The organism is Roseateles aquae, from assembly GCF_032337115.1.
Classification (GTDB): Bacteria; Pseudomonadota; Gammaproteobacteria; order Burkholderiales; family Burkholderiaceae_C; genus Roseateles_C; species Roseateles_C aquae.
This window is the reverse complement of record NZ_JAVXZY010000002.1, coordinates 585,795-609,198: the sequence shown is the minus strand read 5'-3', so window position 1 is coordinate 609,198 and position 23,404 is coordinate 585,795. Positions and strand designations below refer to the sequence as shown.

The following is a 23,404-nucleotide window of genomic DNA, read 5'->3' as shown; positions in this document are numbered from 1 at the left end:
CGGCGATGCGCGCCGCCTTTGGTCTGATCAGCCTGCTGCTGGTCCTGGTCATTGTTCTGTTCAGTGCCAAGAGCCAGCTCAAGGCCTTGGCACCTGCCGCGCCGGCCGCTTCGGCGGTCGGGGCCACGGTGGACGGTCAGCCCCGCCCGGCTACGCCCGAGGCGGTGCGCCAGCAGGTGCAGGAGCTGGTCGATCAGTCGGCGCGGCGTGCGTCCGACGCACTGCCCTGAGAGTCGGGCGCTGATTCGTTCAGCAGTTCCTGGGCCAGGGCCCGGACCGACAGCGGTGCGCAGCCCTCGGCCTTGTTATTGATCGTCACATAGACCTTTTGGCCAGCACGCGCCGTGGCGCGTGCGACGCGGGCAATCAGCGCTCGCGTGTCGGGGTCGGGGTCGACGATCTGTTCATACTCGCCATAGCGCCGCTGCGCATCCTCGTAGCCATAGGGGCCGTGCAGCCGGTTCAGATTCCAGCGGCAGACAAAGGGGCCAGGCCAGAGCTGGCGCAGCAGCCAGAGCTGTTCCTCGGGCTGCGGCAGCTTCGGATGCAGGCCCAGGCAGTAAGTGGCACCGGCTTCGCGAAGGACGTCGACGAACGCCGGGCAGAGCAGGGCAGCGTCACGCACCTCGACGGCGATGACGGCGTCGGGCGCGCGAGGCCGCAGCGGCGGCAGATTCAGCAGCATCTGGCGCAGCTTGTGCAGCACGGTGTCGATGTCGCCGAGTTGGGCAGCCGACAGCGGGCTGAGCTGGAAGACCAGCGCACCGGCCTTGGCACCCAAGCCTTCGAGCACCGGCGTGACGAATTCCTGCCCGGCCAGTTCGGCGTTCAGAAAGGCGCTGTTGCTGCCGGTGCCGCGGCCGTGCTCGTCGCGCAATTGAGCGTCAGCCACCAGGCTGGGCGCCTTGACGACAAAGCGAAATCCCGGCGGCACCTGCAGCGCATAACGCTCGTATTGGCTGGCCGTCAGCGGCCGGTAGAAGCTGCGGTCGATGCAGACGGCGCGCAGCAGCGGGTGAGCTGCATAGGCCTGCAGGCCCTGCTTGGACAGCTGCTTATCACTGTAGCTGCGGTCCCAGACGCGACCGGCCCATCCCGGGTAGGTCCAGGTGCTGGTGCCGAGGTAGACCTGGTCGGGCAGGGCCTGCGCCAGCGTTTTGACCGCTTCATCGACCGGCGCGGGGCGGACGGCAGCGGCAGTCTTGCGCTCGGCACCGACAGCAGTGACGGTTCGTGGCGCAGGCGGCAGCTCCTCTTCTGGAAACAAGGCGTCTTGCATCCAGCAAGCATAGCGGTGCTGCTTGCTACACTGACTCTCCTCCCGCCATGACAGATTCCTCCCCACTTCTTCATACGCTGCAGGCCAGCGCCGCCGACGAATACGCGATGCGCCTGGCCCTGGATCAGGCGCACAACGCCTGGCTGGTCGGCGAGGTGCCGGTCGGTGCGGTGCTGATGCGCCAGGGCCAGGTGATCGCCACCGGCTACAACCGGCCCATCACCACCCATGATCCGACCGCGCATGCCGAGATCGTCGCGTTGCGCCATGCCGCGACCCTGCTGGGCAACTATCGGTTGCCGGAGTGCGAGCTCTACGTCACGCTGGAGCCCTGCGCGATGTGCGCGATGGCGATGATGCACGCGCGACTGAAGCGCGTGGTCTTCGCCGCCTCGGATGCCAAGACCGGTGTGGCCGGTTCGGTGATCAATCTGTTTGGCGAAGCACGCCTGAATCACCACACGCAGATCCAAGGCGGCTTGATGGCCGAAGCCTCTGCCAAGTTGTTGAAAGAATTCTTTGCCGAGCGACGCGAGGCCGCGCGTCAGCGTCGCGCCGCACTGCGGCCTGCAAGACCTGACCCCACGACGCCGCTTGATGGCGCCGCCGATTCCGAACGCATCCCGACCGGGGATGCCATACACCTGGACGATCCCCTGCCATGAGCAACAGCCTGATTCTCTATACCCCCGCCGGCGTGCTGGCCCAAGCGCAGCCCCTGAAGCGGGCTGCCAAGCGCCTGGGCAAGCTCGGCTATGAGGTCCAGATCGACGAGGCGGCGCTGGCCAAGCACCAGCGCTTTGGCGGCGACGATGCCACTCGTCTGCAGGCCATCCATCGCGTGGCCAAGGCTGCACCTTCGATCGCCATGGCCAGCCGAGGCGGCTACGGCATGACACGGCTGCTCGATCAACTCGACTGGAAGCTGCTCGGCAAGAGCGTCGACAAGGGCACGCGCTGGGTTGGCCTGAGCGATTTGACTTCGCTGCATCTGGGCTTGCTGAGGCACTGCAAGGCGATGAGCTGGGCTGGCCCCTTGGCCTGTGACGACTTCGGCCGCAGCGATGCCGATGGCGGCGTGGATGATGTCACCCAGGACTGCTTCACCGAAGCGATGAGCGGCCTGCTAGAGGCGGTGGGCTTTCGCACCGAGGCCGGCTTTGATGGCCTGGAGGCGCGTGGAACCCTCTGGGGCGGAAATTTGAGCATCGTCAATTCGCTGCTGGGTACCGGGCACTTCCCCAAGGTCAAAGGCGGCATCCTGTTTCTGGAGGATGTCAATGAGCATCCCTATCGTGTCGAGCGGCAACTGCTGCAACTGCTTCAGGCAGGTGTCATTGACGCGCAGAAGGCGGTGATCCTCGGTGACTTCTCCGGCTGGAAGAAATCGCCACTGGACAAGGGCTATGGCATGAAGTCGGCGATCGACGCGCTGCGTCAGCGTACCAAGACCCCCATCCTCACCGGCCTGCCGTTTGGGCATGTGCGCACCAAGGTCAGTCTGCCCGTCGGCATCAAGGTCGAAATGATGGTGCAAGGACGTGACGCCTTGGTGGCTTGGGGACACAGCGATTGAGCTGGGACTGCTCTGCCACTGTGCGATCAATGGAGGGCGCGATCAACCGTTTGGTGTTTACCCTGGCGTCAACGCGGGCGCCCTGATGCCAATACCAGTAAAATACCAACGGGGCGATTGCTGAGCTAATCGTCCGTGCGAGTTGCGAAAGCATCGTTTGAAAGCCTCGGGTAAGCCCGTAGCGAGGCGCCTTCTGCAACTCGGTTATGATTCGTCGCGGTAGTTTGCGCTCGATCCTGTAACTTAGTTACATTGCCGGTGCAGGCTGCTATGCCCGTGGACGCAGGTCAGCGGGTTTTTTTTGTTGAATCGGGTGTGTGGCTCGCCTGGGTTTGGACAGTCTGCCTTGGGGCAAGGTGCTCAAGCTGTTGGCGAGTGTCTGGATACCGATCGCGCCCGTCGCGCCGGCGCTGTGTTGTGTTGAACGTCATTAGGTGTTCAGATGAATGGGTTTCATAGTCTTATGAAGGAGCGCGCATGAACTTTGCGCAGGAGAACCAAAGCTCGTCGCGCCTGACAGGTTTTGCTGTCGTCATCCTGGTCCACGTGTTGCTGATCTGGGCGCTGGCTTCGGGCTTGGCCAAGAAGGCCTACGAGAAGGTCAAGGACATCGAGGCCAAGGTGGTTGAGGAGGTCGAAAAGCCCAAGCCGCCGCCGGAGAAGCCGGTGCCGCCGCCGCCGGATCTGAAGACCCCGCCGCCGCCGTTCGTGCCGCCGCCGGAAGTCGTGATCCAGGCGCCGCCGCCGCCGACGCCACCGCTTGCTGTGCAGTCCAACACGCCTCCGCCGCGCAGCGATGTGCATGCCGCGCCAGCGCCGACTCCTGCTGCGCCTCCGGCGCCGCCAGCCAAGCCGGCCAAGATCACGGCCGGCATGGTTTGCACCAAGATGGGCAAACCAGAGTCACCGAGTGTCAGTTGGTCCGGTACGGCTGAATTCCTGGCGACCGCAACGGTGAAGGCAGGTCGGGTGGTTGATGTGCAGATCAATGTGATCCGCAAGGCTGATGATCGCAAGGCGCAGCGCGCGATGATCCAGTCGATCACACAGGCCCTGCAAGACACGTATGAGTGCCCTGGCGACCACGTGTTCGAGCAACCGTTCGTGTTCAAGATTGATTAAGGACTGGCTGATCCGGCCTGTTCGCTGACCAATGGGGTGCCTGAATTGGGTGCCCGCTTCTTAAAACCTGAGTTTCCAGATCTCTCAGATCTTTTTGCGTAGGAGTTGACTCCATGATCTCTCGTATCTCCGCCATGATCGCGGCAATCGCAGTTGCTGCGACTCTGGCCGTTTCGCCTCTGACTGCTCACGCTCAGGATCAAAAGCCTGCAGACGCAGCGTCTGCAGTTGTTGACGGTGCCGCTCCTGCTGCTGACGCCGCTCCTGCTGCTGCCAAGAAGGAAGACAACCCCTACGGTTTCCAAGCGCTGCTGCACGGAGACGCCGTCTCCAAGGGCGTCTTGGCTCTGCTGGCCATCATGTCCATGGGCTCGTGGTACATCCTGTTCACCAAGCTGTGGGACACGCAGAAGGTGAGCAACGAAGCCAAGGAAGTGCGCGCCACGTTCTTCAAGAAGGCCAGCCTGCAAGAAGGCATCAAGGGTCTGAAGGAAACCGGTGCATTCCGCTACATCGCCCAAACCGGCGTTGAGGCTTCGGACCACCATGAAGGTGCGCTGACCGAAAACATCGACCACAACACCTGGGTGACGATGAACGTCGACCGCGCTGTCGGTGATGTCAACTCGCGCCTGCAAGGCGGCCTGGGCTTCCTGGCTACCGTTGGCTCGACCTCTCCCTTCATCGGCCTGTTCGGTACCGTGTGGGGCATTCTGCAAGCGCTGACCGCCATTGGTGTGGCTGGCCAGGCTTCGATTGACAAGGTTGCTGGCCCCGTCGGTGAAGCGCTGATCATGACCGCACTGGGTCTGGGCGTTGCCGTTCCGGCCGTGCTGGGCTACAACTGGCTGGTCAACCGCAACAAGGCCGTGATGGGCCAAGTGCGTGCCTTCGCTGCCGACCTGCACGGCGTGCTGATGGGCAGCCGTCAAGTCAAGCGCTAAGCAACAGCCCGGAGCCACATCATGGGCATGAACGTCGGATCTTCCGGCGGCGACGACGAAGTGGTCTCGACCATCAACACCACGCCCCTCGTGGACGTGATGTTGGTGCTGTTGATCATCTTCCTCATCACCGTTCCGGTGGTGACGCAGTCGGTCAAGTTGTCTCTGCCTAAGGAGACCAACGTACCGCGCGAAACCAAGCCCGAAAACATCGAGCTGTCGGTGACCAAGGACGGTGAAGTCTACTGGAACACCCAGTTGGTCTCGGACAACGAAGCACTGGTGGATCGCCTGAAGAAGGTGGCCGTGTTGAACCCGCAGCCTGCTGTGCACATCCGCGGCGACGACAAGTCCCGCTATGAGTCGGTCGGCCGCGTGATGTTTGCCTGCCAGCGCGCCGGCATCATGAAGTTCAGCTTCGTCATGCAGCCGCCCGAGCGTGGCGGTTGAGTTCAGGAGTACCGCATGGGAATGAATGTTGGACAATCTTCGGGTGGTGACGAGCCCGAGGTGATGATGGACGTCAACACCACGCCGTTGATCGACGTGATGCTGGTGCTCCTGGTGATGCTGATCATCACCATCCCGATTCAGCTGCACTCGGTGAACCTGGACATGCCGCCGCCGCGGCCCAACGACACGCCGCCGAAGGATCCGGTGGTCGTCGAGATCTTCATTGATTTCGATGGCACCCTGAGCTGGAACGGCGAGCCGGTGGCCAACCAGCAAGCGCTGGAAGCCCGTTTGGCTGCTGCTGCTCAATTGGCTGAACAGCCCGAACTGCACATCAAGCCGAACAAGCTGGTCGACTATGGTCATGTGGCCGCGGTGATGGCTGCGGCACAGCGTCTGAAGCTCACCAAGATGGCGATGGTCGGCAACGAACAGTTCGTCAAGTAACGCACGCCGTATCAATGGCTTGAATGCATGTATGGACGCGCTGTCCGCGAGGGTGGCGCGTCCTTTTTGTTATCAGGAGAGATGGGATGAAACTCAGAACTTTGGCGACCGTGGCTGTCGGTGCCGTCGCATTTGCTTTTGGCGCTGGCCCGCAAGGCGATTTCGGCTTCGCGACCGTGCAGGCGCAGGCCGAAGGCGTGCGTGCCGAGGTTGGCAAGTACCTGAAGGACGCCAGTGCCTTGATCAAGGCCGGCAAGTACAAGGATGCGCTGGCCAAGGTCCACGATGCCGAAGGCGTGGCGAATCGCAATGGCACCGAGAACTACGCGATCGAGGGCATGCGCGTTGCCGCGGCCTCTGGTGCTGGCGATGCCGATTCGATGGTCAAGGGCCTGGAAGCGATGAAGGCCTCCGGCAAGCTGCCGGCAGCCAACCAGTTGCCGATGATGGAGTCGATTGCTGGAACCTATCTGCGTAATGGCAATGCGGCCAAGGCGCTCGAATGGTCCAACAAGTACTTCCAGGCCGGCGGCACGAGCGCCACGGTGAAGACCATCCAGACCCAAGCTCAGCTGAAGTCGGGAGATATGGGCGCGGTCATGAAGGACACCATGGCCGAAATCACCGCCGAGGAAAAGGCCGGTCGCACACCTTCGCAAGACAAACTGAATCTGCTGATGTATGCGGCCAGCAAGAAGGGCGATAGCGGCACCGAAGCGCTGGCGACCGAGAAGCTGCTGAATTACTATCCGCGCAAGGAATTGTGGGCGCAGGTGCTGGGCACGCTGCCGACCAAGAAGACCTTCTCGGATCGGTTCTCGCTGGACGTCTACCGCCTGAAGTTGGCTACCGGCAATATGAAGGAGGCCAACGACTACATGGAAATGGCCCAGCTTGCCATGCAGGCCGGCGTGCCGGACGAGGCCAAGCAAGTTGTCGACAAGGGCTTTTCGGCCAACCTGTTGGGCCAGGGCAGCGAAGGCGCTCGTCACAAGCGCCTGCAAGATCTGATCACCAAACGCGTTGCCGAGGCCAAGGCTGCCCAATCGGCCGCCGAAAAGGATGCGCAGGAAGCCAAGGACGGCAACGCGCTTGTCCCCCTGGGCCTGGGCTTCGCCTTCCGTGGTGATGCTGCCAAGGGCGCCAAGCTGATCGAGCAGGCCATTGCTAAGGACAGCCTGAAGCGTCCCGAGGACGCCAAGCTGTATCAAGGCATTGCCCTGTTCATGGCAGGCGACACGGCCAAGGCGCAGTCAGTCTGGCGCAGCGTGAAGGGTACCGACGGCTCCGCCGAGCTGGCTCGTCTGTGGGTGATCCACGCGCGCGCTGGCAAGTGAAGCGTGACTGAGGCCTCTCAAGCCTCAGAAAAGCAAAAGCCGGCCCTCGGGCCGGCTTTTTCGTGTCTGTGCCGTGAACGTCTGCGGCGCGGGGCCGCAGGACTGCACGCTCAGCTTACTTTGGTGCCAAACGAATCGCGCCATCCAAGCGAATGACTTCGCCATTGAGCATGTCATTGGTGATGATCTGATGCACCAGCTTGGCATAGTCTTCGGGCTTGCCCAGGCGCGAGGGGAAGGGCACGCTGGCAGCCAGCGCGTCTTGCACTTCCTGAGGCATGCCGAACAGCATCGGCGTGCCAAAGATGCCGGGAGCGATAGTCATGTTGCGGATGCCGTTGCGGGCCAGATCGCGCGCGATCGGCAACGTCATGCCGACGACGCCACCCTTGGAGGCTGCATAGGCGGCCTGGCCGATCTGGCCATCGTAGGCGGCGACCGAAGCGGTCGAGATCATCACGCCGCGCTCGCCGGTGGCTTCGGGCTCGTTCTTGCTCATCGCCTCAGCCGCGAGGCGGATCATATTGAAGCTGCCGATCAGGTTGACGGTGATCACCTTGCTGAAGGCCGCCAGCGAATGCGCGCCATCCTTGCCCACGGTCTTGGCGGCCGGTGCGATGCCGGCGCAGTTGACCAGACCCATCAGCTTGCCCAGGCTCAGCGCCTTGGCCACCACAGCCTGACCATCGGCTTCCTGGCTGACGTCGCACTTGACGAAAGCGCCGCCCAGTTCAGCCGCCAGCGCTTCACCACGCTCGGCCTGCAGATCGGCGATCACCACCTTGGCGCCTTCGCGCGCCAGCATCCGGGCGCTGCCTTCGCCCAGGCCCGACGCGCCGCCGGTGACGATGAATACCTTGCCTGCGATTTCCATGCTTGCCTCCTGATTGAGTGACGTTAACGTAAACGTCAATTGTCGGGCAAAAAGAAAGCCGCTGGAACAGCGGCTTGCAGTTTGACTGGCACGAGGCCCGTGGCAGCGCTCAGCTCAGTGCGGCCAGTGCGCGAGCGGTGATCTCGTCCACCGAGCCAAGGCCGGCGATGGCGCGGTACTTCGGCGCCTGGGGATCGCCCTGATTGGCCCATTGCGAGTAGTAGTCGACCAACGGACGGGTCTGGGCCGAGTAGACCTCCAGACGCTTCTTGACGGTTTCTTCCTTGTCGTCGTCGCGTTGCACCAGGTCTTCACCGGTGACGTCATCCTTGCCTTCGACCTTGGGTGGGTTGAACTTGACGTGGTAGGTGCGGCCCGAGGCGGGGTGGGAGCGGCGGCCGCTCATGCGCTCGATGATGGCATCAAAAGGCACATCGATTTCAAGCACATAGTCCAGCTTGACGCCGGCTGCTTTCATGGCATCGGCCTGGGGAATGGTGCGCGGGAAACCGTCGAACAGAAAGCCATTGGCGCAGTCCGGCTGAGCGATGCGCTCCTTGACCAGGCCGATGATGATCTCATCGCTGACGAGGCCGCCGGCGTCCATGATCTTCTTGGCAGCCAGACCCATTTCGGTGCCGGCCTTGACAGCGGCGCGCAACATGTCGCCGGTGGAGATCTGCGGGATGCCGTATTTCTGGCAGAGGAAGGCGGCTTGAGTGCCTTTACCGGCGCCGGGTGCGCCAAGAAGAATAAGTCGCATGGGTCTCCTTGATACTCGATGAGAACGACTGCCAGTCGCACGGATGGTGCACAGTCGCCCTCGGATACTGCGGGCGAGGATAGCACGCACAAGCCTTCACTCGGCTGACGCTGTGACGGCTTGTTCTGGGGTGTAACCCGCAGAGGACAGCGCTTTGAAAAGCCGGTGTGGCATGGCCTCCACGCCGTGCTTGCGATCCCAGATGCTGGATCAGCGCGGACGCAGCAAATCACGCACGCGGGCCAGATCCTCAGGCGTGTCCACGCCAGGACCGGGGCGCTCGCTGCTGATGTGTACGGCGATGCGTTCACCGTGCCAGAGCACGCGCAGTTGCTCCAGCGATTCGATCTGCTCCAGCGGGCTGGCCGCCAGCGTCGGGAAGCGGCGCAGAAAGCCGGCCTGGTAGGCATACAAGCCAACGTGCCGGTACACCGCGCCAGGGGCTGGCTGGCCAGCAACCGGAGCATCGCGCCAGCACGGGATTGGCGCGCGGGAAAAATACAGGGCACGGCCCAGTGCATCGGTCACCAGCTTGACCACGTTCGGGTTGTTGAACTCCGACACATCGCGGAGCTCATGGGCCACCGTGGCCATCACGCACTCGGGGCGCAGCGCCAACTGGGCCGCGCAGGCATCGATCATGGCGGGCGCGATCAGCGGTTCGTCACCCTGCACGTTGACGACCAGATCGTTGCCCTGCAGACCCAGCTGCGTGCAGGCCTCGGCGAGGCGATCGCTGCCGCTGGGATGATCGGCACGGGTCAGCAGTGCCTTGACGCCATGAGCCTCACAAGCGGCCATGACCTCGGCCGCATCGGTGGCCACAACGACCTGGCTGGCTTGCGACAGTGCGGCACGCCGGGCGACGAGGACGATCATCGGCAGACCGTGGATATCAGCCAGTGGCTTGCCAGGCAGGCGGGTCGACGCCAGCCGCGCCGGGACGATGACAGTGAAGCTCATGAATCTGCTCAGCCGCCAGACGCGCTGCTGTCCAGGCTGCGTGCCTCATTGGCCAGCATCACCGGAATGTCGTCACGGATCGGAAAGGCGAGTCGGTCGGCGTGGCAGGCCAGTTCGCGGCTGCCGTCCTCATGGCGCAGCAATTCCAGCGGGCCCTTGCAAATCGGGCAGACCAGCATGTCCAGCAGTCGGTTATCCATCATCGGTTCAGCAGCCTGGCCAGATGACTGTCCAGCGCTTGCTCAAAAGCTTGTTCGGGGCTGAAGTCTAGCGTTACCACCCAGACCTCGGTGCCATGCAGGCGCTCGGGCAAGAGTTTGACGGCGTCTTTTTCCGTGATCAGCAGCGTCGGCGTGTCAGCGGGCCAGGGCAGGGTGTCAAAGCGGTAGTGGTCAGGCAGGGGCAGTTCGTCGATGACCAAGCCCTGTTCTCGCAACATCGCAAAGAAGCGCTGCGGCGCGGCCATGCCGGCGGCCGCCAGCAGGGGGCGCGCACGTGCGCTGCACAGTGCTTGGAGTGCCTGCAGCGTGGCGGGCTGGCCGGCCCACCAGTCCTTTAAGCGCACCGCGCCGGCAAGGCGCCGCTGAGCGAGATGGCCAGTCAAGGCCGTACTGGCTTGCGGGGCGTTGTAGAGCACCAGTTGTTCGCTGCTGCTGCCAGGTGCGGCGGCCAAGGGCCTGTTCTGGCGCAGCGGGCCGGCGGGCAGCAGGCGGCCATTGCCAAGACCGCGTTCGTCAAACACCAGCACCGACAGCTGGCGCGGCAAGCGCCAATGCTGCAGGCCATCGTCACTGATCAGGACTTGCAAATCGGGATGGGCGGCCAGCAGCGCCCTGGCCGTGGCGACGCGGTCGCGGCCCACAGCCACCGGCACGCCTGCGCGGCGCTGGATCAGCAGCGGTTCGTCGCCAACCTCCGTAGCACTGTCCCCGCCGCTAACAACACGGATTAGCGTCTCATCGCTGCGGCCATAGCCGCGCGAGATGACGCCTGCGCGCAGACCCAGGGCAGCGCAGCGGCGCAGCAGCGCCAGCGTGGTGGGCGTCTTGCCGGCACCGCCGACGATCCAGTTGCCGACGACGATGACCGGCACCGGCAGGCTGGCGGCGCGCTTGAAACCAAGCCGGTAAAGCAGCACGCGCAGCCGTATCAGGGCGCCGTGCAGGGCGGCCAGGGGCCGCAAGGCCTGGGCCAGCGCGTCGTCATCACGCCAGGCGCGCTGCAGCCTATCGGCCAGACTCATGGCCGTGTCAGTTCTCGCTCTTGCCCTGGGCCGCGAAGGTCAGCCGCGCCAGTCCGGCACGGCGCGCCGCGTCCATCACATTGACGACCGACTGATGGGCCGCCGAGGCATCGGCCGACACGATCACCATGGTGTCGGGCTGACCTTGCGCGGCCTGGCCCAGCGCGGCGGTCAGCAACTCGACGGTGCGGCCCTCGACAACCTGGCGGTTGATCATGTAGCGCCCGTCGGCCGACACCGCGACGATGATCTCGCGCGGTCGGTCCTTGGCAGCATCGGCGTCGGCGGTCGGCAGCGTGATCTGCAACTCGGTGAACTTCGAGTAGGTGGTCGACAGCATCAGGAAGATCAGGATCACCAGCAGCACGTCGATGAAGGGGATCAGATTGATCTCCGGCTCCTCGGCCTTTCGCTGGCGGAACTTCATCGCTGCGCCCCCTGGCTGAAGCGGGTCAGGTGGGACATGAAACGCTCGCTGGCCTGCTCCAACTCCAGCACATAGGCCTCGACAAGGCCGCGGAAGTAGCGGTAGAGCATCAGCGTAGGGATGGCGATGATCAGGCCGAAGGCGGTGTTGTACAGCGCCACCGAGATGCCATGAGCAAGCTGGGCGGGGTTGTTGCCGCTGGGGCTTTGGCTGCCGAAGATCTCGATCATGCCCACCACCGTGCCCAGCAGACCCAGCAGTGGTGCTGCAGTGGCGATGGTGCCCAGCGTGTTCAGGTAACGCTCCAGCTGATGGATGGCGGCGCGACCGGCCAGCTCGAAGGTCTGGCGCAGGCGAGCGTCAGTGATGCGCGGCTCGACGACGACGGCGCGCAGCCCACTGGCCAGCACCTGACCGAGCAGCGAATTCTCGGCCAGCTTGTTGATCACATCGGCATTGGGCAGGTGATGGCTGGTGACGCTCAGCACCTCGTCCAGCAGCGTCGGTGGCGCAATGCGTTGCGGCCGCAGGCTGGACAGGCGCTCGATAACCAGCGCCAGGGCCACGACGGAGCACAGGAGCAGGGGCCAAATCGGCCAGCCGGCGGCTTGTATGATCGAAAGCAAGGTCTTCCCCTCATCAGGACAATTCAGCCCCCAGCGGGCGGTGCTGCGGGCTTGGCTGCGCGCGATTATGGCGCCATCCGTGGCGCTTGCCGGCACAGTTCTGTGACAGGGCGCAGCCCGCCCTTTGGCTGCCGTCAAAGACATCCACCGCGGCTGTGGATAACTTTGTGGGCAAGCGCTGATGAAGCCGCGCCAGAGGCCGAAAAATCTGGGTTTGGCACACATTGCCTCATTTTTGAGCAGGAAAAACAACTTGCAAAACAAGCGCTTATCGCTTTGTGTCAGTGGCGTGACGGGTGCATCGGCCCGCCGGCCCAGTGTTCATGCGCTTGTGGAGTTCCGGTCCCGCGCCACGGCTGGGTTTGCGCATGGGTGAGCCCTTCAAACCCGCATCAACACGGCTCAGCTGGGGGGTTGCTGCGCTGCTGAACGCGGTGTCCGACAGCCTGCAGGCGCGCTTCGCCGTGGTTCAGGTCGAAGGCGAGCTGTCCGGCTTCACGCGGGCGGCCAGCGGGCATTGCTATTTCAGCCTGAAGGATGCCGATGGCGCAGCGGCGATGCTGCGCTGTGCGATGTTTCGCCGCGCGGCCTCGCTGACTGATTTCGCGCCGGCCGATGGTCAGCGGGTCGAGTTGCGCGGCCGCCTGGCGCTCTACGAGCCGCGTGGTGAGTTGCAGTTCATCGTTGAGGCGATGCGGCGGGCCGGGGCGGGCGCCTTGTACGAGCAGTTCCTGCGGCTCAAGGCCCGGCTGGAGGCGCAGGGTTTGTTTGATCCCAGCCGCAAGCGTGAGTTGCCCGCATTTGCGACGCGAATCGGCGTCATCACCTCGCTGGCAGGCGCCGCCTTGCACGATGTGCTGACCACGCTGGCGCGCCGTGCGCCGCATGTGCAGGTGATCGTCTACCCGAGCCTGGTCCAGGGTGCCGAAGCGCCAGCCGCCTTGTTGCAGGCGCTGGCGCAGGCCAATGCCCGGGCCGAAGTGGATCTGCTGCTGCTCTGCCGTGGCGGCGGCTCCTTGGAGGATTTGTGGGCCTTCAATGATGAGCGCCTGGTGCGGGCGATTGCCGAATCCGCCTTGCCGGTGGTCTGCGGGGTCGGCCACGAGACCGATGTGACTTTGGCCGACCTGGCTGCCGATCTTCGCGCGCCGACGCCAACCGCGGCCGCCGAATTGGCCACGCCCTCACGGGCCGCCTGCATGGATCAGCTGGCCGCACTGGCGCGCACGCTGATGCGTCGCATGGACCAGCGCCTGGACGCTCACGCGCAGCGCCTGGATCGCGCCGCTTTGCGTCTGGCTCGCCCCAGCGATGCGCTGGCACGCCAGCGGCGCCGTATCGCCTTGCTGGCCCAGCGCTGGGGTCAGGTCTTGCCTCGGCTGCAGGCCATGCAGCAGCAGAAGTTGCAGCACCTGGAACAGCGCTGGCGCCGCGCCTTGCCGCAGGCGCTGCAGCATCAGGCCGACCGGCTGCAGACGCTGCAGGCCCGCCTGGCGGCGCTGGACCCCAAGCAGGTGCTGGCGCGGGGCTATGCCTGGCTGGACGACGGTCAGGGCCGGGCGCTGACTTCGGTGGCGCAGCTGCAGCCCGGGCAGGATCTGCACGCGGTGCTGGCCGATGGCGAGGCACAGCTGCGTGTGCAGACGGTCAAGCCGGCCAGGACACGGCGAGCGTCCAAGGCGCAATGAGCGCAGGCACGCCCGCAAGGGCGTACGCCGCCGAGGGTCATGCGCCGCGTGGCTGTAGCTGCCTACAATCGGCGCCGACCCGGTTCGCCCGCGAGCCCGATTCGTTCATCACCCAACGCTAGAAGAGAGGACTCCTCATGGAACATACCTTGCCCGCCTTGCCCTATGCCAAGGACGCACTGGCCCCGCACTACAGCGCCGAGACGCTGGAGTTCCACCACGGCAAGCATCACAACGCCTATGTGGTGAACCTGAACAATCTGCAAAAGGGCACCGAGTTCGAAGGCAAGTCGCTGGAAGACATCGTCAAGACCTCGAGCGGCCCGATCTACAACAATGCCGCCCAGATCTGGAACCACACCTTCTTCTGGAACTGCATGAAGCCCAATGGCGGCGGCGCTCCCAGCGGCGCGCTGGCTGATGCCATCAACGCCAAGTGGGGCAGTTTCGATGCCTTCAAGGAAGCCTTCACCAAGAGTGCCGTGGGCAATTTCGGCTCCGGCTGGACCTGGCTGGTGAAGAAGGCCGACGGCAGCGTTGACATCGTCAATACCGGCGCCGCCGGCACGCCGCTGACCACGGCCGACAAGGCACTGTTGACTGTTGATGTGTGGGAGCACGCCTACTACATCGACTACCGTAATCTGCGCCCGAAGTTCGTCGAGGCCTTCCTGAACCACCTGGTGAACTGGGACTTTGCCCAGGCCAATTTCGCCTGAGCGGAACCGCAAAGAAAACGAAAGACCGGCTGAGGCCGGTCTTTTTTTGCCCTGGCGGGTCTGAATCAACGACGCCGACTGATGCGATTGCGCGTCATTTGGGTGAGCTTGAGCCCATTCGTGGGTCTGCCTTGATATAAGTCATGTGCTTTGTGTCGGCTTTGGTTAGATTAGGCCCCGGGGTGGCTCTTCGCTCACCCAATGCTCATGACATCCGCCCACCCACAACCGCCCGTCACCGACACTGCCCAGGCATCGGCTCCCAGGGCGTGCCTTGACGACGAGGCCGTGCTGGCCAGCTACACCCGCTGGGAGCAGGGCCCGCAGGGGCAACGCCGGGCCGTGTCTCAGCTGCAGCTCAGTGGCATGCACTGCGCCGCCTGCGCCGGCATCATCGAACGCGCCCTGGTGGCGCAGCCGGGTGTCGTCGCTGCCCAGGTGAATGCGGCCGCCCAGCGGCTTCAGCTGTGCTGGGACCCCAGCGTGGCACGTATCTCCGAGCTGCTTCAGGCCATCGTCGCCAAGGGTTATGACGCGGCGCCCGATGTGGCTGCGCCGGCGCGCCAGCTGCGTGAGCGCGAGCACCGGCAGGCACTGTGGCGCCTCTTCGTCGCCGCCTTTTTAATGATGCAGGTGATGATGCTGGCCACGCCGATCTACCTGGCGGAGCCAGGCGAGATGTCGGCCGATTTGCGCCAGCTCTTGCAATGGGGCTCCTGGGTGCTGACGCTGCCGGTGATGCTGTTCTCGGCCGGGCCCTTTTTCAAAGCGGCGTGGCAGCAGCTGCGCGCGCGCCGGCTGGGCATGGACGTGCCGGTGGCACTGGGGCTAGTGGTGACTTTTGTTGCCAGCACCGGCGCCAGCTTCGAGCCCGGTGGCATCTTCGGCCACGAGGTCTATTTCGATTCGCTGACGATGTTCGTCAGCTTCCTGCTGGCGGGGCGCTATCTGGAGCTGCGTGCGCGGCATCGGGTGGCGCAGTCGCTGGAGGCGGCCACGCAGCGCCTGCCTGAGCAAGTGGAGCGCCTGCTCGCCGATGGCGGCGTCGAGCGGGTCAGCCCGGCGCAGCTGCGCGTTGGTGATCTGGTGCGGGTTTTTGCCGGCCAGGCCTTTCCGGCCGACGGATTGATCGAACAGGGCCAAACGGCAGCCGACGAGGCCTTGCTCAGTGGCGAGGCCGCAGCAGTCAGCAAGGGGCCGGGTGAGGAGGCGATAGCAGGCAGCATGAATCTGCTCGCGCCCGTGCTGCTGCGCTTGCAGCGCGTTGGTGCCGACACCCGCTACGAAGGCATTGTTCGCCTGATGCGCGAGGCGCTGACGCAGCGTCCCGCCACGCTGCGGCTGGCAGACCGCGCGGCAGGGCCTTTCCTGTGGGCGGTGCTGGCCCTGGCACTGGCAGGGGCGCTGGTCTGGTACTGGATTGAGCCGCAGCGTGCGCTGTGGGTGGCGGTGTCGGTGTTGATCGTCACCTGCCCCTGCGCCTTGTCGCTGGCGGCACCCTCGGCCTGGTTGGCCGCCACCGGCACGCTGGCGCGCCGTGGCGTGCTGCTGGCGCGGCTCGACGTGCTGGAAACGCTGGCCGATGTTGACACCGTGGTGCTGGACAAGACCGGCACGCTGACTGAGGAAGGCTTGCTGCTGTCGCGCAGCTGGCCTGCCGCGCCCGAGCCGGCACTGCTGCTGCAGGCGGCCGCGCTGGCCGCCCATTCGCGCCATCCCGTCTCGCAGGCTTTGAGCCGCCTTGCCAAGGTTGAAGAAGCCGACAGGGCACGCTGGCAGCAGGTGCGTGAGTGGCCTGGCCTCGGCCTGCAGGCTGTTGATGCCGAAGGCCGCGTCTGGCGGCTGGGTGCGCCGGCCTGGGTGGCGGATGCAGACGCGTCGCTGGCCTCGCCCCAGACGCTTGAGCCGTCGGATCTTGCGGCTGCCCAGCTTGCGTTCGGGCAGCCAGGGCAGCCGCTGCTGCGCTGGCGTTTTGACGAGCATCTGCGTGCCGACGCGGCTGCTGCGATCGCAGCCCTGCATGAGCTGGGCCTGCGCAGCCTGCTGCTGTCTGGCGATGCGCCTGAGCGCGCCCAGGCCATGGCGGCACAGGCCGGCGTTCAGCAGGCGCGTGGCGGTATCAGCCCCGAGGGCAAGCTGGCCGAGGTGCGCGCCTTGCAGGCCGCCGGGCATTGCGTGCTGATGATTGGCGATGGCATCAATGACGCGCCGGTGCTGGCCCAGGCCGATGCCAGCGTCGCGATGGGGCAGGGCGCCTTGATCGCGCGCGGCCATGCCGATGCGGTGCTGCTGTCAGGCCGGCTGATGGACCTGGCCTTGGCACGTGCCTTGAGCGTGCGTACCCGTCGCGTGATCCGCCAGAACCTGGCCTGGGCCGCGGCCTACAACATGGCTTGTATTCCGCTGGCCTTGCTTGGCCTGCTGCCACCGTGGGCAGCGGGCATCGGCATGGCAGCCAGTTCCCTGTTTGTGATCCTCAATGCTTTGCGTTTGGGGCGGCCGCTGTCTGACGCTGTGCCGCGCCATGAGCCTGCTTCGCCGCCGCGCGGCGCCACTGTGTCGGTGCGCGCGCGAGCCGTCTGAGCCAAGAAGACGCTGATGGAAATTTTGTATCTCTTGATTCCGCTCTCCGTGGTGCTGGTCTTGTTGATCGTCGGCGTCTTTGGCTGGGCGATCAACAACGGGCAGATGGACGATTTGGTGCGTGAAGGTGAGCGCATTCTGGAAGATGAAACAGCACAGGTTGATGGCGATCAAGCTGTGACCAAAGTAATCCCCTAAGAATGCCGTCGTCAATCTAGTGTTGGAAGGAGCACGTCAATGGCAAGTGTTGCTCAAGCGGCTGGTCCGGGTGGACTGTCGCAGCCGGCGGGGCCGGTATACGAGGACGGCGTCGTGCGCGCGTTTGCGCTCGCCGCGGTTCTATGGGGCATTGTCGGTATGTTGGTCGGCGTCATCATTGCCGCCCAACTCGCCTGGCCCGAACTCAATCTGGGGATCCCTTTCCTGAGCTACGGGCGCTTGCGCCCGCTGCATACGAATGCGGTGATTTTCGCCTTCGGCGGTTGCACGCTGTTTGCGACGGCCTACCACGTGGTGCAGCGCACCGGCCAGACGCGCTTGTTCGCGCCCGGTCTGGCCTGGTTCACGTTTGTGGGCTGGCAACTGGTGATTCTGGCTGCGGCGATCACGCTGCCGCTGGGCATCACCTCCGGCAAGGAATACGCTGAGCTGGAATGGCCGGTCGACATCCTGATCACGCTGGTCTGGGTCTCGTTCGCTGTGGTGTTTTTCGGCACCGTGGGCACGCGAAAGATCCGGCACATCTATGTGGCGAATTGGTTCTTCGGCGCCTTCATCATCGCCGTGGCCCTGCTGCACCTGGTCAATAGCGCTGCCATCCCGGTCAGCCTGACCAAGAGCTACTCCGCCTATGCCGGCGTGCAGGATGCCATGGTGCAGTGGTGGTATGGCCACAATGCCGTGGGCTTCTTCCTGACCGCAGGTTTCCTCGGGATGATGTACTACTACATCCCCAAGCAGGCCGGCCGCCCGGTGTACAGCTATCGCCTGTCCATCGTGCACTTCTGGGCGCTGATCTTCACCTATATGTGGGCCGGTCCTCACCATCTGCACTACACGGCGCTGCCGGACTGGGCGCAATCGGTGGGCATGCTGTTCTCACTGGTCCTGCTGGCACCGAGCTGGGGCGGCATGATCAACGGCATCATGACCCTCTCGGGTGCCTGGCACAAGCTGCGTGATGACCCGATCCTGAAGTTCCTGATCGTCTCGCTGTCCTTCTATGGCATGTCGACCTTCGAAGGTCCGATGATGTCGATCAAGACGGTCAACGCGCTGTCGCACTACACCGACTGGACCGTTGGTCACGTGCACTCGGGCGCGCTGGGCTGGGTCGGCCTGATCTCAATGGGCTGCCTGTACCACCTGATCCCGCGCATGTTCAGCCGCACCGAGATGTACTCGAAGCGCGCCATTGAGCTGCACTTCTGGGTGGCCACCATCGGCATCGTGCTCTATATCGCTGCGATGTGGATTGCCGGTGTGATGCAGGGCCTGATGTGGCGTGCGGTCAACCCGGATGGCACCCTGGTCTACACCTTTGTGGAGAGCGTGAAGGCGACCTATCCCTTCTATGTGATCCGCCTGGGCGGTGGTCTGTTGTATCTGACTGGCATGTGCATCATGGCCTGGAACGTGGTCAAGACCGTGCAGGTGGGCAAGGCGCAAGCCGTGCGCATCCCGGCCGTGGTCCACGCCTGAAGCAGACGGAGAAATACAAATGGCAAATGCAAATCATGCCGTCGCTGGTCACGAGAAGATTGAAACCAGCAACTTCCTGATGATCGTGCTGGTGCTGCTGACGGTGATCGTTGGCGGCATTGTGGAAATCGTGCCGCTGTTTTTCCAGCGCTCGACGACTCAGCCGGTCGAGGGTCTGAAGCCCTACACCGCGCTGCAATTGGCTGGCCGGGACGTCTACATCCGCGAGGGCTGCTACAACTGCCACTCGCAGATGATCCGCCCCTTCCGCGCCGAGACGCTGCGCTATGGGCACTACTCGGTGGCCGGCGAGTTTGTCTACGACCACCCCTTCCAATGGGGCTCCAAGCGTACGGGTCCGGATCTGCATCGCGTCGGTGGCAAGTACAGCGATGAATGGCATCGCATCCACCTGACCAATCCGCGCGATCTGGTGCCCGAGTCGAACATGCCGGCTTACCCCTGGCTGGCCACGGCGACGGTCAACCCGGCCGATATGGCGCCGAAGTTCCGCGCGTTGCGCACCGTCGGTGTGCCCTATACCGATGACGAGATCGCCAAGGCTGGCGATGAAGTCAAGGGCAAGACCGAGCTGGATGCCGTGATCGCTTATCTGCAGGTGCTGGGCACCGCGCTCAAGTAAAGGGAGATCGAGATGGATCTCAATGATCTGAGAGCGGGTTTCACGCTGCTGTCCCTGCTGATGTTTGTGGTGATCGCCGTCTGGGCGTATTCCAAGCGCAACAAGCAGGGTTTTGATGAGATGGCTGCCTTGCCCTTGATGGACGACGGTGGGGCCGCTGCTAACCCCTTCGCAAGGAGGTCGGAATGAGTGACTTTTTCTCCGGCGGTTGGTCGACCTTTGTGGCCGGCGCGACCATTCTCGGTCTGGTGCTGTGTATCGTGCTGCTGCTGATTGCCAGCCGTCGCAAGGTCATGGCCAATGACAACACCACCGGCCACGTCTGGGACGAAGACCTGCGTGAGTTGAACAACCCGCTGCCGCGCTGGTGGATGGGCCTGTTCGTGCTGACAGTCGTCTTTGCCGGCATCTACTTGGCGATGTACCCGGGCCTGGGCAGCAATGAAGGCAGCCTGAAGTGGAGCAGCGCCGGCCAGTACGAGGCCGAGCAGGCCAAGGCACGTGCCGCGCTGGAAGGCGTCTATGCCAAGTACAAGGCACAGACGGCCGAGCAGCTGGCCAAGGATCCGCAGGCCATGGGTATTGGTGAACGCTTGTTCGCCAACACCTGCGCCGGCTGCCATGGCTCCGACGCCAAGGGGTCCAAGGGCTTCCCCAACCTGACCGACAACGACTGGCTCTATGGTGGCGCTCATGAGACCATCATCGAGACTATCACCAAGGGCCGCAACGGCGTGATGCCGCCGATGGCTGCGGCGGTCGGTACGCCCGAGGATGTGCGCAACGTGGCGAACTATGTGCTGAGCCTGTCGGGCAGCCCGCATAACTCGATCGCTGCGCAGCTCGGCAAGCCCAAGTTCGCGGTCTGCGCGGCCTGCCACGGTGCGGATGGCAAGGGCAATCAGGCACTGGGCGCCCCGAACCTGACCGACAAGGTCTGGCTGCATGGCTGGGGCGAAGAGGCGGTGATCAATATGGTCAACAACGGCAAGAACAATGTCATGCCGGCCCACACGTCGCGCCTGAGCCCCGAGCAGATCCATGTGCTCGCGGCCTATGTCTGGAGCCTGTCGCAAGGCACAGCTGTCGCCGGCAAGTGATCGTACCAATCCCCTGAGTCAAGCCCTCCAGTCATGAGCAGCAGTAGCGACACCAGTTCCGAGATCAGGCCCGGCGACAACGCCGCGGTAGAAATGGTGTCGCTCTACCAGGCGCAGAAGAAGATCTATCCGCGCGCTGTCAGTGGCTGGTTTGCGACTTGGCGATGGGTGCTGGTCTGGGTCACGCAGCTCGTCTTCTACGGGCTGCCGTGGCTGCAATGGAATGACCGTCAGGCGGTGCTGTTCGATCTGGGCAGCCGCCGCTTTTTCATCTTCGGCCTGGTCCTGTATCCGCAGGACTTCATTTACCTCACCGCGCTGCTGCTGATCTCAGCCTACGCGCTCTTTTTGTTTACCGCAGTCGCTGGCCGACTGTGGTGTGGCTATGCCTGCCCGCAGACGGTCTATACCGAGATCTTCATGTGGGTGGAGCACAAGTTCGAAGGCGACCGCGCCGCGCGCATGAAGCTGGACGCCGGCCCCTGGACCTTCGAAAAACTCTGGCGCAAGACCGGCAAGCAGGCGACATGGATCGCCATTGGCTTGTGGACCGGCTTTACCTTTGTTGGCTACTTCACGCCGCTGCAGACGCTGGCCGCTGAAGTGCGCAGCCTCTCGCTGGGGCCCTGGGAGCTGTTCTGGGTGCTGTTCTACGGCTTTGCCACTTACGGCAACGCTGGCTATATGCGTGAGCAGGTCTGCAAATACATGTGTCCTTACGCGCGCTTTCAAAGCGCGATGTTTGACAAGGACACGCTGATCATCAGCTACGAAGCCGAGCGTGGCGAACCGCGCGGCTCACGCAGCAAGAAGGCCGATCCCAAGGCGCTGGGCCTGGGCGAGTGCATCGACTGCACCTTGTGCGTGCAGGTCTGCCCGACCGGCATCGACATTCGCAAGGGCCTGCAATACGAGTGCATAGGCTGCGCGGCCTGCATCGACGTTTGCGACGGCGTGATGGACAAGATGGGCTACCCGCGTGGCCTGATCCGCTACGACACACAGAACGGCATGGCCCAGCACCTCGGCCGAGGGCAGTTGCTGCGTCGGATGTTCCGGCCTCGCGTGCTGATCTACACCGGCATCCTGTTCCTGGTGTGTGTGGCCTTGCTGGTCAGCATTGCCACCCGGATGCCCTTCAAGGTTGATGTGGTCCGGGATCGCGCCTCACTGGCTCGGCTGGTCGATGATGGCTACATCGAGAATGTCTACCGGCTGCAGATCATGAACGCAACGGAAACGCCGCAGCGCTACACCGTGCAGGCCACTGGCCTGCCGGGTTTGAAGCTGACGCAGCCCGTCGAAGTCACCGTGGCAGCGGCCGAAGCACGCTGGTTGTCGCTGGCGCTGCGCGTGCCACCCGAGGCTGCTGCCCAGGCGGGCGCCGGCGCGCATGAGATCCATTTCGATATTCAGCGCGAAGCGCAGGCGGGTGATGCCGCCCGCGCGCTGCGCGAGAAATCAACTTTTGTGGTTCCCCGATAGGAGAGGCAGATGCCGACATCAACGCAAAGCGAGCAAGAGTACGGCCAGCGCAAGGCCTCCTGGTGGCGCGAGAAGATGATGTGGCTGGTTGTGGGTGGCCCGTCGGTGGTCGTCGTGGCCAGTTTCATCACGCTCGCGCTGGCGCTGAAATTCCCCGATCCGGTGATTGAAAAGAGCGACCGGCTTTCGGCTGACAGCGTCACCGAGCAGAGTGCGGCCATGCAGCCGGCAGTCAAGGCACGCAATCACGCGGCCACGGGCGGTCAGTGATGCTGGCCCCGACCTCCCAGCGCATTCCCGAACGTCCGGGCCTGGGACGTTGGGCCATGTATGTGCTGTGGCCAGCCTTTCTGATGGCCGGCGTGACCGAGGCGCTGGTGTTTGCCGTCATCGATCCCAGTGATCTGAGCTGGTTCGGTCAGCAGCCGATGGACTTGTCCCGGCAGGCCATCTACACGCTGAGCTTCCTGATTTTCTGGGCCCTGATCAGCCTGGCGGCCAGCCTGACGCTGGCGCTGGCCACCTTGCCCGAGCCGCCGGATGACGCCCATCCGCGAGGCTGGCCACGCTGAGCGCCATCATCTGATCAGCCCTAAAACGAAACCCGCCACAGGCGGGTTTCGTCTTTGTTCAGCCCGCAGGCTGTGGCCGATCAGCAGTGTGCGCTGTTGACCAGCTTTTGCAGGCCGGCCTGATCGATGATGCGGATCTGGCGCTGCTTGACCTCCAACAGCCCTTCGTCCTGGAACTTGGAGAAGGTGCGGCTGACCGTTTCCAGCTTCAGGCCCAGATAGCTGCCGATTTCTTCACGTGTCATGCGCAGCACCAGGGCCGAGGCCGAGAAACCGCGGGCCTGCAGGCGCTGAGTGAGGTTCAGCAAGAAGGCGGCCAGTCGTTCTTCGGCACGCATTGAGCCCAGCAGCAGCATCACGCCATGGTCGCGGACGATCTCACGGCTCATGATCTTGTGGAACTGGTGCTGCAGATCGGTGAACTCGCGCGACAGCTCTTCCAACTGACCGTAGGGAATCACACAGACCTGCGAGTCTTCCAGCGCGACGGCATCGCAGGAGTGGCGGTCATTGCTGATGCCGTCCAGACCCAGCAGTTCGCCCGCCATCTGAAAGCCGGTGACCTGATCGCGACCGTCTTCGGCCGAGATGCAGGTCTTGAAAAAGCCGGTGCGAACGGCGTAAAGCGATTGGAACGAGTCGCCGCTGCGGAACAGCGTATCGCCCCGGTTGACGTTGCGGCGGGTGGCCACCAGCTGATCCAGACGTTCGAGGTCGCCCGAGTTCAGTCCAACGGGCAGACACAACTCGCGCAAATTGCAGCTGGAGCAGGCGACCTTGAAGGGCTCGGATTTGATCGGCGGGATGGCATTCATGTGGCGCATTATGGGCTGGGCAGCGCTCTTTGCACCAATGCCGT

28 protein-coding genes are annotated in these 23,404 nt (G+C 63.9%); 19 read left to right on the top strand and 9 right to left on the bottom strand.

Going from position 1 to position 23,404, the window contains the following annotated elements:
- Positions 1-5 precede the first annotated feature (5 nt).
- Positions 6-230, top strand: a complete 225-nt coding sequence (locus tag RQP53_RS07940; protein ID WP_315649687.1) for a hypothetical protein — start codon at positions 6-8, stop codon at positions 228-230.
- Here RQP53_RS07940 and RQP53_RS07935 read toward each other — a convergent pair.
- Positions 194-1,279 (bottom strand): DUF72 domain-containing protein, encoded by a 1,086-nt coding sequence (locus RQP53_RS07935; protein WP_315649686.1) that lies wholly within the window; start codon positions 1,277-1,279, stop codon positions 194-196. The two genes, RQP53_RS07940 and RQP53_RS07935, sit on opposite strands and share 37 nt — an antisense overlap.
- A gap of 47 nt (positions 1,280-1,326) precedes the next feature.
- Here RQP53_RS07935 and tadA point away from each other — a divergent pair, with 47 nt between their 5' ends.
- The 7 genes from tadA to RQP53_RS07900 all read left to right on the top strand — a co-directional run bounded on the left by tadA (position 1,327) and on the right by RQP53_RS07900 (position 7,158).
- Positions 1,327-1,944, top strand: coding sequence for a tRNA adenosine(34) deaminase TadA (gene tadA, locus RQP53_RS07930; protein ID WP_315649685.1), 618 nt, complete (start codon positions 1,327-1,329; stop codon positions 1,942-1,944).
- Positions 1,941-2,855 (top strand): LD-carboxypeptidase, encoded by a 915-nt coding sequence (locus tag RQP53_RS07925; RefSeq protein ID WP_315649684.1) that lies wholly within the window; start codon positions 1,941-1,943, stop codon positions 2,853-2,855. Before tadA ends, RQP53_RS07925 begins: the two co-directional genes overlap by 4 nt.
- Positions 2,856-3,431: 576 nt before the next feature.
- The gene (locus RQP53_RS07920; RefSeq protein ID WP_315649683.1) at positions 3,432-3,977 is read left to right on the top strand and encodes a hypothetical protein; all 546 of its coding nucleotides are present in this window, start codon (positions 3,432-3,434) and stop codon (positions 3,975-3,977) included.
- 359 nt (positions 3,978-4,336) lie between these two features.
- The gene (locus tag RQP53_RS07915) at positions 4,337-4,921 is read left to right on the top strand and encodes a MotA/TolQ/ExbB proton channel family protein (protein WP_315649682.1); all 585 of its coding nucleotides are present in this window, start codon (positions 4,337-4,339) and stop codon (positions 4,919-4,921) included.
- A gap of 21 nt (positions 4,922-4,942) precedes the next feature.
- Positions 4,943-5,371 (top strand): ExbD/TolR family protein, encoded by a 429-nt coding sequence (locus RQP53_RS07910; RefSeq protein WP_315649681.1) that lies wholly within the window; start codon positions 4,943-4,945, stop codon positions 5,369-5,371.
- Positions 5,372-5,386: 15 nt separating this feature from the next.
- A complete protein-coding gene (locus tag RQP53_RS07905) occupies positions 5,387-5,821 on the top strand; it encodes an ExbD/TolR family protein (RefSeq protein WP_315649680.1) in 435 nt (144 codons plus the stop codon).
- A gap of 86 nt (positions 5,822-5,907) precedes the next feature.
- A complete protein-coding gene (locus RQP53_RS07900; RefSeq protein ID WP_315649679.1) occupies positions 5,908-7,158 on the top strand; it encodes a hypothetical protein in 1,251 nt (416 codons plus the stop codon).
- Between the two features lie 115 nt (positions 7,159-7,273).
- Here RQP53_RS07900 and RQP53_RS07895 read toward each other — a convergent pair whose 3' ends face one another.
- From RQP53_RS07895 to RQP53_RS07865, 7 genes are all read right to left on the bottom strand, one after another.
- The gene (locus RQP53_RS07895) at positions 7,274-8,032 is read right to left on the bottom strand and encodes a 3-hydroxyacyl-CoA dehydrogenase (protein ID WP_315649678.1); all 759 of its coding nucleotides are present in this window, start codon (positions 8,030-8,032) and stop codon (positions 7,274-7,276) included.
- A gap of 109 nt (positions 8,033-8,141) precedes the next feature.
- The gene (gene adk, locus RQP53_RS07890) at positions 8,142-8,795 is read right to left on the bottom strand and encodes an adenylate kinase (RefSeq protein WP_315649677.1); all 654 of its coding nucleotides are present in this window, start codon (positions 8,793-8,795) and stop codon (positions 8,142-8,144) included.
- A gap of 210 nt (positions 8,796-9,005) precedes the next feature.
- Entirely contained in the window at positions 9,006-9,758 is a 753-nt protein-coding gene (gene kdsB / locus RQP53_RS07885) for a 3-deoxy-manno-octulosonate cytidylyltransferase (RefSeq protein WP_315649676.1), read from the bottom strand.
- Positions 9,759-9,766: 8 nt separating this feature from the next.
- Complete coding sequence (locus RQP53_RS07880) at positions 9,767-9,958, bottom strand: Trm112 family protein (protein WP_315649675.1); 192 nt, start codon at positions 9,956-9,958, stop codon at positions 9,767-9,769.
- Positions 9,958-11,001, bottom strand: a complete 1,044-nt coding sequence (lpxK, locus tag RQP53_RS07875) for a tetraacyldisaccharide 4'-kinase (RefSeq protein WP_315649674.1) — start codon at positions 10,999-11,001, stop codon at positions 9,958-9,960. Before lpxK ends, RQP53_RS07880 begins: the two co-directional genes overlap by 1 nt.
- 7 nt (positions 11,002-11,008) lie before the next feature.
- A complete protein-coding gene (locus tag RQP53_RS07870) occupies positions 11,009-11,428 on the bottom strand; it encodes an ExbD/TolR family protein (protein WP_315649673.1) in 420 nt (139 codons plus the stop codon).
- Positions 11,425-12,054 carry a MotA/TolQ/ExbB proton channel family protein gene (locus RQP53_RS07865; protein WP_315649672.1) on the bottom strand — a complete coding sequence of 210 codons (630 nt, stop codon included), beginning with the start codon at positions 12,052-12,054 and terminating at the stop codon, positions 11,425-11,427. Before RQP53_RS07865 ends, RQP53_RS07870 begins: the two co-directional genes overlap by 4 nt.
- Before the next feature lie 368 nt (positions 12,055-12,422).
- Between RQP53_RS07865 and xseA the strand changes: the two genes are divergently transcribed.
- The 11 genes from xseA (at position 12,423) to RQP53_RS07810 (ending at position 22,545) form a co-directional block, all read left to right on the top strand.
- Positions 12,423-13,742, top strand: a complete 1,320-nt coding sequence (gene xseA / locus RQP53_RS07860) for an exodeoxyribonuclease VII large subunit (protein ID WP_315649671.1) — start codon at positions 12,423-12,425, stop codon at positions 13,740-13,742.
- 137 nt (positions 13,743-13,879) lie between these two features.
- Positions 13,880-14,461: a superoxide dismutase gene (locus RQP53_RS07855; protein ID WP_315649670.1), complete on the top strand. Its 582-nt coding sequence runs from the start codon at positions 13,880-13,882 to the stop codon at positions 14,459-14,461.
- A gap of 207 nt (positions 14,462-14,668) precedes the next feature.
- A complete protein-coding gene (locus RQP53_RS07850; protein WP_315649669.1) occupies positions 14,669-17,044 on the top strand; it encodes a heavy metal translocating P-type ATPase in 2,376 nt (791 codons plus the stop codon).
- Between the two features lie 15 nt (positions 17,045-17,059).
- Positions 17,060-17,242, top strand: a complete 183-nt coding sequence (gene ccoS / locus RQP53_RS07845) for a cbb3-type cytochrome oxidase assembly protein CcoS (protein ID WP_315649668.1) — start codon at positions 17,060-17,062, stop codon at positions 17,240-17,242.
- Positions 17,243-17,281: 39 nt separating this feature from the next.
- On the top strand, positions 17,282-18,745 hold the full coding sequence (ccoN, locus tag RQP53_RS07840; protein ID WP_315649667.1) for a cytochrome-c oxidase, cbb3-type subunit I: 1,464 nt from the start codon (positions 17,282-17,284) through the stop codon (positions 18,743-18,745).
- Positions 18,746-18,764: 19 nt separating this feature from the next.
- Entirely contained in the window at positions 18,765-19,388 is a 624-nt protein-coding gene (ccoO, locus tag RQP53_RS07835) for a cytochrome-c oxidase, cbb3-type subunit II (protein WP_315649666.1), read from the top strand.
- Between the two features lie 12 nt (positions 19,389-19,400).
- Positions 19,401-19,577, top strand: a complete 177-nt coding sequence (locus RQP53_RS07830; protein ID WP_315649665.1) for a cbb3-type cytochrome oxidase subunit 3 — start codon at positions 19,401-19,403, stop codon at positions 19,575-19,577.
- Positions 19,574-20,488: a cytochrome-c oxidase, cbb3-type subunit III gene (gene ccoP / locus RQP53_RS07825; RefSeq protein WP_315649664.1), complete on the top strand. Its 915-nt coding sequence runs from the start codon at positions 19,574-19,576 to the stop codon at positions 20,486-20,488. Before RQP53_RS07830 ends, ccoP begins: the two co-directional genes overlap by 4 nt.
- 33 nt (positions 20,489-20,521) lie before the next feature.
- Positions 20,522-21,973 carry a cytochrome c oxidase accessory protein CcoG gene (ccoG, locus tag RQP53_RS07820; RefSeq protein ID WP_315649663.1) on the top strand — a complete coding sequence of 484 codons (1,452 nt, stop codon included), beginning with the start codon at positions 20,522-20,524 and terminating at the stop codon, positions 21,971-21,973.
- Positions 21,974-21,982: 9 nt separating this feature from the next.
- Positions 21,983-22,243: a hypothetical protein gene (locus tag RQP53_RS07815; protein ID WP_315649662.1), complete on the top strand. Its 261-nt coding sequence runs from the start codon at positions 21,983-21,985 to the stop codon at positions 22,241-22,243.
- Complete coding sequence (locus RQP53_RS07810) at positions 22,243-22,545, top strand: hypothetical protein (RefSeq protein ID WP_315649661.1); 303 nt, start codon at positions 22,243-22,245, stop codon at positions 22,543-22,545. Before RQP53_RS07815 ends, RQP53_RS07810 begins: the two co-directional genes overlap by 1 nt.
- Positions 22,546-22,625: 80 nt before the next feature.
- Here the strand turns inward: RQP53_RS07810 and fnr are convergent, their stop codons facing one another.
- Positions 22,626-23,360: a fumarate/nitrate reduction transcriptional regulator Fnr gene (gene fnr, locus RQP53_RS07805; RefSeq protein ID WP_315649660.1), complete on the bottom strand. Its 735-nt coding sequence runs from the start codon at positions 23,358-23,360 to the stop codon at positions 22,626-22,628.
- Between the last annotated feature and the right edge of the window lie 44 nt (positions 23,361-23,404).